At 69.4% G+C, this 12,506-nt stretch carries 12 protein-coding genes; 1 reads left to right on the forward strand and 11 read right to left on the reverse strand.

Annotated elements, in window-relative coordinates; all coding sequences use genetic code 11:
- The 6 genes from JHN63_RS36445 to JHN63_RS36470 all read right to left on the reverse strand — a co-directional run.
- Positions 1-458 (reverse strand): SDR family oxidoreductase (locus JHN63_RS36445; protein ID WP_200688973.1); only part of this gene is annotated, 458 nt, incomplete at its 3' end.
- Positions 459-565: 107 nt separating this feature from the next.
- Positions 566-2,152: a Na+/H+ antiporter gene (locus JHN63_RS36450; RefSeq protein WP_200688974.1), complete on the reverse strand. Its 1,587-nt coding sequence runs from the start codon at positions 2,150-2,152 to the stop codon at positions 566-568.
- Positions 2,153-2,257: 105 nt separating this feature from the next.
- Positions 2,258-2,728 carry a GNAT family N-acetyltransferase gene (locus JHN63_RS36455; protein ID WP_200688976.1) on the reverse strand — a complete coding sequence of 157 codons (471 nt, stop codon included), beginning with the start codon at positions 2,726-2,728 and terminating at the stop codon, positions 2,258-2,260.
- Positions 2,725-3,669, reverse strand: a complete 945-nt coding sequence (locus JHN63_RS36460; protein WP_200688978.1) for an RluA family pseudouridine synthase — start codon at positions 3,667-3,669, stop codon at positions 2,725-2,727. Before JHN63_RS36460 ends, JHN63_RS36455 begins: the two co-directional genes overlap by 4 nt.
- 73 nt (positions 3,670-3,742) lie before the next feature.
- A complete protein-coding gene (gene lspA / locus JHN63_RS36465) occupies positions 3,743-4,321 on the reverse strand; it encodes a signal peptidase II (RefSeq protein WP_200688980.1) in 579 nt (192 codons plus the stop codon).
- 85 nt (positions 4,322-4,406) lie between these two features.
- Positions 4,407-5,375, reverse strand: coding sequence for a TraR/DksA C4-type zinc finger protein (locus JHN63_RS36470; protein ID WP_200688982.1), 969 nt, complete (start codon positions 5,373-5,375; stop codon positions 4,407-4,409).
- Between the two features lie 628 nt (positions 5,376-6,003).
- Here JHN63_RS36470 and ileS point away from each other — a divergent pair.
- Complete coding sequence (gene ileS, locus JHN63_RS36475) at positions 6,004-9,141, forward strand: isoleucine--tRNA ligase (protein WP_200688994.1); 3,138 nt, start codon at positions 6,004-6,006, stop codon at positions 9,139-9,141.
- Positions 9,142-9,193: 52 nt separating this feature from the next.
- Here ileS and JHN63_RS36480 read toward each other — a convergent pair whose 3' ends face one another.
- The 5 genes from JHN63_RS36480 to JHN63_RS36500 form a co-directional block, all read right to left on the reverse strand.
- Positions 9,194-9,622 (reverse strand): hypothetical protein, encoded by a 429-nt coding sequence (locus tag JHN63_RS36480; protein WP_200688995.1) that lies wholly within the window; start codon positions 9,620-9,622, stop codon positions 9,194-9,196.
- A 115-nt stretch (positions 9,623-9,737) separates the two neighbouring features.
- Positions 9,738-10,979, reverse strand: a complete 1,242-nt coding sequence (locus JHN63_RS36485; RefSeq protein ID WP_200689003.1) for a DivIVA domain-containing protein — start codon at positions 10,977-10,979, stop codon at positions 9,738-9,740.
- Between the two features lie 52 nt (positions 10,980-11,031).
- On the reverse strand, positions 11,032-11,322 hold the full coding sequence (locus tag JHN63_RS36490; protein WP_200689005.1) for a YggT family protein: 291 nt from the start codon (positions 11,320-11,322) through the stop codon (positions 11,032-11,034).
- 47 nt (positions 11,323-11,369) lie between these two features.
- Positions 11,370-12,011 (reverse strand): cell division protein SepF, encoded by a 642-nt coding sequence (locus JHN63_RS36495; protein ID WP_200689006.1) that lies wholly within the window; start codon positions 12,009-12,011, stop codon positions 11,370-11,372.
- 128 nt (positions 12,012-12,139) lie between these two features.
- Positions 12,140-12,506 (reverse strand): alanine racemase (locus JHN63_RS36500; protein ID WP_200689008.1); only part of this gene is annotated, 367 nt, incomplete at its 5' end.

Consider the following 12,506-nt stretch of genomic DNA (forward strand, 5'->3'; position numbering starts at 1 on the left):
TTGCATCCGTACGCCCCGCTCCCCGACCCCCGGTACGCGGCGATGGAGCTGACGAACAGTACCCGCCCGCCCGGCTCCGCGAGCCGCGCCTTCAGTGCCTCGGTGAGCAGCGCGGCGCTCAGGGTGTTGATCCGGAAGTTGACCGTCCAGTCGTGCGCGACACGGTCCAGCGGATCGCCGCTCGCGCTCTCCGGCTCCAAAGCCCCGGTACCGCCCGCGCTGTGCACCAGCACGTCCACGGTGCCGAACTCCTCGGCGACGAACCGCGCCACCCCGCGCACGGCCTCGGGCTCGCTCAGATCCCCGGCGTACGTCAGCGCCCCCGGCACCCCGGCCTTCTCCAACACCTCGCGCCGCCGCCCGAGCAGCAGCACCCGATCTCCGCCGGCCGCGAAGGCATGCGCCGTAGCGAGCCCAATTCCCGTACCACCACCGCTGATTACGATATTGCGTGCCATGCGGTGAGCGTACAAAGCGAACGGGGCGTTCCTCTCCCGCGTTCACAGGACTGCCACGCACAGGCGGAAAGCCGCCGACAGCGCACGCCCCCACGGGAAAGGAGAACTCACCTCAGGCTGCGCACGTCCAGATGCCGAAGCACCCGGTCCACGATCTCCGGATCCGCACCGGGCTCGCTCCGCGCCGCCAGCACCTCGTGCCGAGCCGCGCTCATCATCTCCCCCTGGATCCGCCGCATCCGCTTCACCCGCTTCACCCGCTTCTCGTACGCCTCCCGCCGCTCCCCGTCCCCCACCTCGGGAGAGATCCGCACCCCGATGTCGAACGCCCGCCGCAACAACTGCTCGGACACCTCCTCCGGCAGCTCTTCGACGTCCTCGATCTCCCGCAGCCGCCGCTTCGCGGCCTTCGCCGCCCGCACCGCAAGCTCCTTCTCGAACGCCTTCTCGCTGTCGGTGTCGGCCCGCACCCCGAGCCGCTTCACCAGCCACGGCAGGGTGAGCCCCTGAAGGACGAGCGTCGCCATGATCACCCCGAACGCGATGAACACGATCTCGTCCCGGTCCGGGAACGCCGACCCGTCGTCCATGGTCAGCGGGATCGCCAGCGCCAGCGCGACGGACGCCACCCCGCGCATCCCCGCCCACCACATGATCACGGTCTCCCGCCAGGACGTCGGGATCTCCTCGTCGTAGTCCCGCTTGGCGTGCAGCCGTTTGGTCAGCCAGGTCGCCGGCAGCAGCCACGCCAGTCGTACGACCACGACGACCCCGACGATCGCGGCGGCCCAGCCGAGCATCTCGCCCCACCGCCCGGACGCCGTACGGATCGCGTTGTGCAGTTCGAGCCCGATCAGCCCGAAGGCCACTCCGGTGACCAAGGTGTCCACCACGTCCCACACCGTCGCCCCGGCGAGCCGCGTCAGCACGTCGTCGGCGCCGAGCGAGTACTCGGCCAGGAACAGCGCGGTGGTGAGCACGGCGAGCACTCCGGAGCCGTGCAGTTCGTCGGCCAGGACGTACGAGGCGTACGGCACCAGGAGCGTCAGCCCGATCTGCAGGGTGGCGTCGTCGAGCGCCGACATCAGCTTGTTCGCGGCCCACCCCAGGGCCAGTCCCACGGCTACGGCCACAACGGCGGACAACACGAAGTCGAGCCCCGCGCGCCAGACGTCGAAGCTCCCGCTGACGGCCGCGGCGATCGCCACGTGGTAGAGCACGATGGCCGTGACGTCGTTGAAGAGGCCCTCGCCCTCCAGGATCGACACCAGCCTCCGCGGCAGCCCGAGTTGGCCCGCGACGGCGGTCGCGGCGACCGGGTCGGGCGGCGCCACCAGCGCGCCCAGCGCCACGGCGGCGGCGATCGGCAGCCCCGGCACGATCGCGCTCGCGACAGCGGCCACGGCGAGGGTGGTGACGAAGACCAGCGCCACGGCCAGCAGGAAGATGGGCCGGATGTTGGCCGTGAACTGCCGCCAGGAGGTGCGCCGTACGGCCGCGTAGAGCAGCGGTGGCAGCAGCAGGGGCAGGATCAGCTCGGGCGGGACGTTCACGTTCGGCACGAAGTCGGCCACCGCGAGGACTATCCCGAGGAGGGTCATGAGCACCGGCGCCGGCAGACCGAACCGGTCCCCCAGCGGGACGCTCACCACGGCCCCGAGCAACAGGACGAAAAGCAGGGCCAATTGATCCACGGTCAGGGCTCCGGCGGGATCTCGACGTTCACACAGCGGACGCCCCAGCCTGCCACGCCGCCCACCCGACCAGCTCTTTCGACGCCCCTCGGTTACAGAAGCCGGTTACAGCGCGCGCCGCATCGCCCGGTGCGGAATCCCCGCGTCCGGGAACTCCGGGCCGTACGCCTCGTAGCCGAGCCGCTCATAGAACCCCAGCGCGTGCGTCTGCGCATGCAGGTCCACGGCGGCCAGCTCCCGCGCGCGTGCCGCGTCCTCGATCGCCCGCACCAGCGCGACCCCGACCCCGAGCCCGCGCGCCTCCTTGGTGACGGCCAGCCGCCCCAGGGAACCCACGGTCGGATCACCGTCGGTCTTCGCCGCGGCCGCCTCGCCGTACAGCAACCGCCCGGTCCCGAGCGGCGTCCCGTCCTCCCGCACGGCGAGCACATGCGTGGCTACGGAGTCGTACTCGTCGTACTCGATCTCCTGGGGCACGCCCTGCTCGGCGACGAAGACCTCCTTGCGCACCGCGAAGCAGGCCTCACGGTCGGCCGGGTCCTCGGCGACGCGCACCGCGTACGGCGTGGGACTCATGCGTACGTCTCCTCGCGCACCAGGTCCAGGGCCTGCTGGAGGTCGTCCGGGTACGTGCTCTCGAACTCGACCCACTGGCCGTCGGCGGGGTGCTCGAAGCCGAGCCGGACGGCGTGCAGCCACTGCCGGGTCAGGCGCAGCCGCTTCGAGAGCGTCGGGTCGGCGCCGTAGGTCAGGTCGCCCACGCACGGGTGGCGGTGGGCGGCCATGTGCACGCGGATCTGGTGGGTGCGACCGGTCTCCAGCTTCACATCGAGCAGGGAGGCCGCGCGGAACGCCTCGATGAGGTCGTAGTGCGTGATCGAGGGCTTGCCCTCGGCGGTGACCGCCCACTTGTAGTCGTGGTTCGGGTGGCGGCCGATGGGGGCGTCGATGGTGCCGCTGGTCGGGTCGGGGTGGCCCTGGACCAGCGAGTGGTAGCGCTTGTCGACCGTGCGCTCCTTGAACTGGCGCTTCAGTGACGTGTACGCGCGCTCCGACTTGGCGACCACCATCAGGCCGGAGGTGCCGACGTCGAGGCGGTGCACGATGCCCTGGCGCTCGGCGGCACCGGAGGTGGAGATGCGGTACCCGGCGGCGGCCAGGCCGCCGATGACGGTCGTGCCGGTCCAGCCGGGGCTGGGGTGGGCAGCGACGCCGACCGGCTTGACGATCACGATCACATCGTCGTCGTCGTAGACGATCTCCATGCCCTCGACCGGCTCGGCGACAATCTGCACGGGCGCGGGCGCCTGTGGCATCTCGACCTCCAGCCAGGCCCCGCCGTGCACGCGCTCGGACTTCCCGACCACCGAGCCGTCGACCGTGACCTTCCCCGCCGCGGCCAGCTCGGCGGCCTTCGTACGGGAGAAGCCGAACATGCGGGAGATGGCGGCGTCGACACGCTCGCCCTCCAGGCCGTCGGGCACGGGCAGGTTTCGGATCTCGGGAACTGTGCTCACTCGGTCGAGTATGCCGGACGGGTCCGACACCGCCTTACCCAAGCCCGGGCGCTCAGTCCTCGTAGACCTGTGCTCAGTCCTTGTGGACCGTGCCGTCCGGGTCGAGGCCGCGAAAGGAGAGCAGCACGATCAGGATGCCGCCGCACACGATCGCCGAGTCGGCGAGGTTGAAGACGGCGAAGCCCTTGGGCGCGATGAAGTCGACGACCTCGCCCTGGAAGATGCCGGGCGAGCGGAAGATCCGGTCGGTGAGGTTGCCGAGCGCGCCGCCCAGCAGCAGTCCGAGCGCGATGGCCCACGGCAGGCTGTAGAGCTTGCGGGCCAGCCGGGCGATCACCACGATCACGGCGGCCGCGATCATCGTGAAGATGACCGTGAAGGCCGCGCCGAACCCGAAGGCCGCGCCGGGGTTGCGGATCGCGTGGAACTCCAGCCAGTCCCCGAAGACCTCGATCGGCGCGTGGTGCTCCAGCTTGTCCACCACGAGCAGCTTGCTGACCAGGTCGAGGGTGTACGCGAAGGCGGCCACCACGAACAGGACGGCGATCCGTCGCCTGCCCCTGGGAGGGGACGCGGTGTCACCCTGCTCCGGCTCGGCCCCCGCCGCCTCTGGGGTATCCGGCGTACCGATGATGCGCTCCGCCTCTGCCACGTGAGTCCCTCGACCTAGGTACCTAACTCAGGATGAGGGTACGGCACACCCGTCGGGAGCTTCAGTACCGGCGTCAGTACCGGCGTCAGTACCGGCGCTCCTGCTTCTGCTTGCACTCCATGCACAGGGTGGCCCGGGGGAAGGCCTGCATACGGGCCTTGCCGATCGGGTTGCCGCAGTTCTCGCACAGGCCGTACGTGCCCGCGTCCAGCTTCCCCAGGGCGAGCTGCGTCTGGATCAGCATCTCGCGCGCGTTGGCGGCCAGCGCCATCTCGCTCTCGCGCGTGATGTTCTTGGTCCCGGTGTCGGCCTGGTCGTCGCCGGCACCGTCCCCGGAGTCCCGCATCAGACCGGCGAGGGCCTGCTCGGTGGAGGTGATCTCCTCGCTCAGCCGCGCGGCCTCGGACAGCAGCTCGGTACGGGCCTCCTCGACCTCCTCCGGCGTCCAGGGGTCCTCGCCGGGGCGTACCGCGAGCTCACCCGGTCCCGCCGCCGCGGCGAGCCGCGCCTTGGGAACCGCCGTCTTCGCCGCCGTGGCCGTGCCAGGAGTCTTCTTCGCAACCACCGTCGTGGCTCCCGTCTGCTCCGCGGCCCGCGCCGCGCCCGCCTTTGCCTTCTTGGCCGCGCCCTGTGTGCGCTTCGCGCTGTTCGTCGTCTTCGTGGTCGTGGTCGTCGTAGCCGTCGTCTTCGTAGAGGTCGCCTTCGTTGCCGTCGTCTTCGTAGTCCTCGCGGTCGACTTCGCCGCGGACTTCTTGGTGGTCGGCTTCGGGGACGTCCTGGTGGTGGTCGTCTTGGCCGTCGTCTTCGTCGACGTCTTCGTAGCGGCGCCCTTGGGCGACTCGCTCAGGGCGACGGTGGCCTTCGGAGCCGCCGTCTTCTTCGGGGGTGCCGCTTTCCCGGACGTCGTCGTCTTCTTCGGGGGTGCTGTCTTCTCGGGCATTGCCGTCTTCTTCACAGCCGCTTTCTTCACGGTCGTCTGCTTCGAAGAAGCCGCCTTCGTAGCGACCGCCTTCTTCGCCGCGGTCTTCTTCGCTGCGGTCTTCTTCGCCACCATGGCCGCGGCCCCTTCACATTTTGTGATCACGCACGCGAATCGTGCTGGGACGATAAATCGACTTCAGTCCCGCGGCAACGGGGCACGCCGCCCGATTCGTCCACCCCCCTGGCCTCGCGCGGCAAGCCTTCAAGCGTTGTGCCCAGCTCCCCGCCGGGTAATCCGCCGAGTCCGGCACCCCGAAAGCCGAACGCGTGTTCAGCGCCATTCGAGTCGTACGGCAGGTCAGGAAGCCCTCGGCCGGACCCCCGCCCAAACCGCCCCCGGAGGCCCCCGGAAATCCGGTCGGCCGCTGTCCGTGCGGCCCCGTACACTGGGCGGAGCGAGAAGCGTGGATGGGGACGAGTAGCGGCGTACGCAGCCCAGAGCGACCCGGGGACGGTGGAAGCCCGGGGGCGAGCGCGACGTGAAGATCACCCCGGAGCCGCCGGAAGAAAGCCGCAGCCGATCGGCCGTGACGAGTAGACCCGGTATCGCGACCCCAATGAGGGGGCTCACTGGTGCGCTGGACGCACCGGGGAGCCAAGGAGGGTGGTACCGCGGGAGCGCGCCGCACACGGCGTACGGAAAGTCGTAGCTCTCGTCCCTCCGGACGGAAGGCAGAAAGTCCGCCGGAGGAAGCTCGCTGATGACAACGCCGACGTACCGCCAGGTGCCCGCCCAGGTCGACCTGCCCGCGCTGGAGCACGCCGTGCTCGACTTCTGGCGCGATCAGAAGATCTTCGCCAAGACCCTGGACCAGTCCGAGGGGCGCCCCGAGTGGGTGTTCTACGAGGGCCCGCCCACGGCCAACGGCATGCCGGGCGCCCACCACATCGAGGCGCGCGTCTTCAAGGACGTCTTCCCCCGCTTCCGGACCATGCGCGGGTACCACGTGGGCCGCAAGGCCGGCTGGGACTGCCACGGCCTCCCGGTGGAGCTGGCGGTCGAGAAGGAGCTGGGCTTCACCGACAAGCAGGACATCGAGGCGTACGGCATCGCCGAGTTCAACGCCAAGTGCCGCGAGTCCGTGACCCGGCACACCGACGCCTTCGAGGCGCTCACGACCCGCATGGGGTACTGGACGGACCTCGAGGACCCGTACCGCACGATGGACCCCGAGTACATCGAGTCGGTCTGGTGGTCCCTCAAGGAGATCTTCAACAAGGGCCTGCTGGTCCAGGACTACCGCGTCGCCCCCTGGTGCCCCCGCGACCAGACGGGCCTCTCGGACCACGAGCTGGCGCAGGGCTACGAGACGGTCGTCGACCCCTCCGTGTACGTCCGTTTCCCGCTCACCTCCGGTCCGCTGGCCGGTCGTGCCGCGCTCCTGGTGTGGACGACGACGCCCTGGACGCTGGTGTCCAACACCGCCGTCGCCGCCCACCCCGAGGTCACCTACGTCGTCGCGACGAACGGCGAGGAGCAGCTCGTCGTAGCCGAGCCGCTGTTCGCCAAGGCCCTCGGCGAGGGCTGGGAGACCACCGGTGAGACCTTCACCGGCACCGAGATGGAGCGCTGGACGTATCAACGTCCGTTCGAGCTGGTTGAGTTCCCGGAACCCGCCCACTACGTGGTGAACGCGGAGTACGTGACGACCGAGGACGGTACGGGTCTGGTCCACCAGTCCCCCGCCTTCGGCGAGGAGGACCTCAAGGTCTGCCGCGCGTACGGCCTGCCGGTCGTGAACCCGGTCCGCCCGAACGGCACCTTCGCCGAGGACGTCCCCCTCGTAGGCGGTGTCTTCTTCAAGAAGGCCGACGAAAAGCTCACCGAGGACCTCAAGGACCGCGGTCTGCTCTTCAAGCACGTGCCGTACGAGCACAGTTACCCGCACTGCTGGCGCTGCCACACCGCGCTGCTCTACTACGCGCAGCCCTCCTGGTACATCCGCACCACGGCCGTCAAGGACCGCCTCCTCCAGGAGAACGAGAACACCAACTGGTTCCCGGACACCGTCAAGCACGGCCGGTACGGCGACTGGCTGAACAACAACATCGACTGGGCGCTGTCCCGCAGCCGCTACTGGGGCACCCCGCTGCCGATCTGGCGCTGCGCGGACGACCACCTCACGGTCGTCGGCTCCCGCGCGGAGCTGACCGAGCTGACGGGCACCGACCAGTCGGGCCTGGACCCGCACCGCCCGTTCATCGACGCGGTCACCTTCGCCTGCCCCGAGTGCGGCGATACGGCCACGCGCGTGCCCGAGGTCATCGACGCCTGGTACGACTCGGGTTCGATGCCGTTCGCGCAGTGGGGCTACCCGCACAAGAACAAGGAACTCTTCGAGTCCCGCTACCCGGCCCAGTTCATCTCCGAGGCCATCGACCAGACCCGCGGCTGGTTCTACACGCTGATGGCCGTCGGCACCCTGGTCTTCGACAAGTCGTCGTACGAGAACGTGGTCTGTCTCGGCCACATCCTCGCCGAGGACGGCCGCAAGATGTCCAAGCACCTGGGCAACACCCTGGACCCCATCCCGCTGATGGACCGTCACGGGGCGGACGCGGTGCGGTGGTTCATGGCCGCGGGCGGTTCCCCGTGGGCGGCACGCCGGGTGGGCCACGGCACGATCCAGGAGGTCGTCCGCAAGACGCTCCTGACGTACTGGAACACGGTCGCCTTCCAGGCCCTGTACGCGCGCACGTCCGACTGGGCGCCGAGCGCGGCGGACCCGGCCCCGGCCAACCGCCCGGTCCTGGACCGCTGGCTGCTGTCCGAACTCCACGCGCTCACCGACCAGGTGACGCAGGCTCTGGAGTCCTACGACACCCAGCGCGCCGGCAAGCTCCTGTCGGCGTTCGTCGACGACCTCTCTAACTGGTACGTGCGCCGCTCCCGCCGCCGCTTCTGGCAGGGCGACAAGGCCGCGCTGCGCACCCTGCACGAGGTCGTCGAGACGGTCACCCAACTCATGGCCCCGCTGACCCCGTTCATCACCGAGCGGGTCTGGCAGGACCTGATCGTCCCGGTGACCCCGGGCGCCCCGGAGTCGGTCCACCTGTCGTCGTGGCCGGAGGCGGACCTGTCCGTCATCGACCCCGAGCTGTCCAAGCAGATGGTTCTCGTACGACGTCTGGTGGAGCTGGGCCGGGCCACGCGCGCGGAGTCGGGCGTCAAGACGCGCCAGCCGCTGTCCCGCGCGCTGATCGCGGCGACGGGCTTCGCCGCCCTGGACCGCGAACTGCACGCGCAGATCACGGAGGAGCTGAACGTCGAGGGGCTCGCCTCGCTGAGCGAGGTCGGCGGTTCGCTGGTCGACACCACGGCGAAGGCCAACTTCCGCGCGCTGGGCAAGCGGTTCGGCAAGCGCGTCCAGGATGTCGCGAAGGCCGTCGCGAACGCGGACGCGGCCGCCCTGTCCCTTGCCCTGCGCGAGGGCACGGCGACCGTAGAGGTGGACGGCGAGACCATCACGCTGGCTCCGGATGAGGTGATCATCACAGAGACCCCGCGCGAGGGCTGGTCCGTGGCGTCCGACTCGGGGGCGACGGTCGCCCTCGACCTCGAGATCACCGAGGAGCTGCGACAGGCGGGCCTGGCCCGCGACGCGATCCGCCTGATCCAGGAGGCCCGCAAGAACAGCGGCCTGGACGTGGCCGACCGGATCGCCCTGCGCTGGACGTCGACGGACCCGGAGGTCATCTCGGCACTGTCCGAGCACGCGGGCCTGATCGCCGACGAGGTACTCGCCACGGACTTCGCCCAGGGCGAGGCGGACGACAGCTACGGCGACCCGTTCACGGACGAGGGGTTGTCACTGGTGTTCCGCCTGCACAAGGCGTAAGCACGCCCGGCCGAAGGCCCGGTTCCTCCAGGGGAGCCGGGCCTTCGCATGTCTACGAAGACCCCTGCTCCAGCACCGCGAGCAGGTCGGCGGGCACGCCCACCACTTGGAGGGGGCAGTCCGACCCACCGGCGGGAAACACGCTCACACTGAAGCCCCTGGCGGTGAGGATGAGCGCCATCGCCTGCGTCATCGCGGTGAGAACCAGGTACGCGTACGACCGCGTGCATACGTCCTCCGCCGTGCCGAACTCGGCCTTGTCTGCTGCCTGACGGAGCGCGGGCGCCACATTCCAGCCGACCCACACGGTCCACTCATCGTCCTTGTCCGAAGGACGGACAGAGACCATGACACCCGGCTCGGCATCCGCGCCCTCGGGCCGCAACGGCAGACCGGCACCCGCCAGGCAGTTGTGGATGTACGCCACCACTCGCGCCTGCGTCTCCGCGGCGGCCCGCTTCTCTCGGCGCTTACCGAACATGCACCACACGCCAACGCCGTACTTCCCGTGACACACGCAAAAGGGCGGGGCCCCGGATCGAAATCCGGGGCCCCGCCCTGAACGCTGCCGACGCCGAAGGCGTACTAAAGGCCGATCAGTTGTCGTCCTCGTCGATCAGGAACCCGCGCATCGGCGAGGGAGCCTGGCCCATCGGGGACGGGCCCTGCGGGCGGACCGGCGCCATCGGCTGGGTCATGGCGGGAGACATCTGCTGCTGGCCGCCGTAGGACGGACCGGCCGGAGCCGGGCCTCCCATGCCACCCATGCCCTGCGGGCTGCCGTACGACGGGGCGCTCGCGCCGGCCGGGGCCATCGAGGGCGCCGGGGACGGCGGAAGCGACGCGGCGGCCGGAGCGCGCGGCGGGGCGAGCGAGTCGTCGGCCTGGGTCTCCAACTGACGCAGCTGGGACTCGAGGTAGGACTTCAGACGCGTGCGGTACTCGCGCTCGAAGCCGCGCAGGTCCTCGACCTTGCGCTCCAGCGTGGCGCGGGCGGACTCCAGGGAGCCCATCGCGACGCGGTGCTTCTCCTGCGCGTCCCGCTCCAGGGCGTCGGCCTTAGCACGGGCGTCACGCTCGAGACCCTCGGCGCGCGAACGGGCCTCGCCGACGATCTTGTTGGCCTCGGAACGGGCCTCGGCGATCGCCTGGTCGGCGGTCTGCTGGGCCAGCGAGAGGACACGGGCGGCGCTGTCGCCACCGGGACCCTGCTGCGGCATGCCGCCGCCCATGGGGCCACCCATGGGACCGCCCATGGGGCCACCCATCTGCTGCTGCATGGGGGGCTGGCCCATCTGACCCTGCATCGGGCCCTGGCCCATCTGCTGCATCTGACCCTGCATCGGGCCCTGTCCCATCGGACCCTGACCCATGGGGCCCTGTCCCATCGGACCCTGGCCCTGCGGACCGCCCTGGCCACCGGGGCCGGGGGGCAACTGCGGGGCACCGCTCGGCAGCTGGGGCGGACCGCCCATGGGGCCGCCCATCTGCTGCTGCGGGGGGCCCGATATGCCGGCGGGCACCGGGGCGCCCGGACCACGCATGCCTTGCTGGGGCATCCCCTGCGGCGGCATGCCCTGTTGGGGCATCCCTTGCTGCTGCATGCCGCCCTGTTGCTGGTCCTGATCCGGGGGCTTGCGCATGTTCTGCTGGTTCTGCGCGGCGGCGCGCGTGGCCGCGGCCAGCTTGGCGCGCAGGTCCTCGTTCTCGCGCAGCAGGCGCGTCAGTTCGGCTTCGACCTCGTCGAGGAAGGCATCAACCTCGTCCTCGTCATAGCCTTCTCGGAGGCGGACGGTCGTGAACTGCTTGTTCCGCACGTCCTCGGGGGTCAACGGCATCTCTTCACCTCAACGTAGTCATCGGCAGTCGGCAAGACCGTATCGTCCACTGTCACCCCGCGAGATTGCCCACGATAGAGATCAAGATGTAGACGATGATCATCAGGACGAAGAAGGACAGGTCGAGCGCCACGCCTCCGAGACGCAACGGCGGAATGAACCGCCGTAGAAGCTTCAACGGTGGATCGGTGACAGTGTAGGCGGCCTCCAGAACGACCACCATCGCCTTGCCGGGTTGCCATGAGCGGGCGAACTGGAAGACGTAGTCCATGACCAACCGGAAGATGAGCACGATGAGAAACACCATCAGCGCGTAGTAAATCACCAGCGCGAACACGCCCATGGCTTGCCTTTCCTCCCCTGTTCCGTGCTTCCTAGCGGCTGTCTGTCTCAGCTCTGATTGAAGAACCCGCCCTCTGCGATGCGGGCCTTGTCCTCCGCCGTGACATCGACGTTAGCAGGCGACAACAGGAACACCTTCTGCGTCACCCGCTCGATGCTGCCGTGAAGACCAAACACCAAACCGGCCGCAAAGTCGACAAGTCGCTTCGCGTCTGTGTCATCCATCTCAGTCAGATTCATGATCACCGGGGTGCCTTCACGGAAGTGTTCCCCGATGGTACGGGCCTCGTTGTAGGTCCGGGGGTGAAGTGTGGTGATCCGGTAAGGCTCTCGTTCCGACACGACCTTGGGCATGATCACCGGTGCGTTCTTCTCCAGGGACTGGCGTTCTTGTGTGATGGATGCCACGGGCGCGATACGCGCCGGTCGCCCTGATTCCGCACCCAGCGCAGCGGAATGGGACACCGGTTCGCGAGGGGCCGGAGGCTGCACCACTCGTACCGGTTCGTCCCTTTGGGACTGATGCGGGCTGTGTGACTGGTGCGACGGCTCGTGCCGTCGACGGTCCCGCTCGGGCTCCGGGTCCAGTTCGGGTTCGAAGTCGTCATCGGGGTCGAAACCCCGGCCGTCGTACCCATCGTCCTCCACGAGGCCGAGGTAGACCGCCATCTTGCGCATCGCGCCGGCCATTCTCTGAGTCCTCCGCTCTGTGGTGGATCGGCTGACGACTGCCAAGTGCCCGCGATCCACGAGGTCATGACGCCCGCCTTCGGCGGCATTGACCATATTTTCTGCTGTGGTCCGACTTCCTGGCGACGTTACCCGAGCCTGGGGCGCACGCCGAGTACCGCAGTGCCGACGCGTACATGTGTCGCTCCGGCTGCCACGGCCTGTTCGAGGTCCGCACTCATCCCTGCCGACACCATGTTCGCAGCAGGATGGGCTCGGCGCAGGTCAGTCGACAAATCCATCAACCGCCCGAACGCCTCCAGTTGGCGTCCCTCGTACTCACCGGTGAGCGGAGCGACGGTCATCAGACCGTCGAGCCGCAACCCCGCGGCCCCGGCGACGAGATCGGCCAACTCCCCGATCCCGCCCGGCCCGACGCCACCCCGCTCGCCCCGCCCGCTCACTCCCGCGTCGAGCGCGACCTGGATGAGACAGCCCAGTTCGCGCCCGGACCGC

Source organism: Streptomyces sp. MBT65 (assembly GCF_016612545.1).
Classification (GTDB): Bacteria; Actinomycetota; Actinomycetes; order Streptomycetales; family Streptomycetaceae; genus Streptomyces.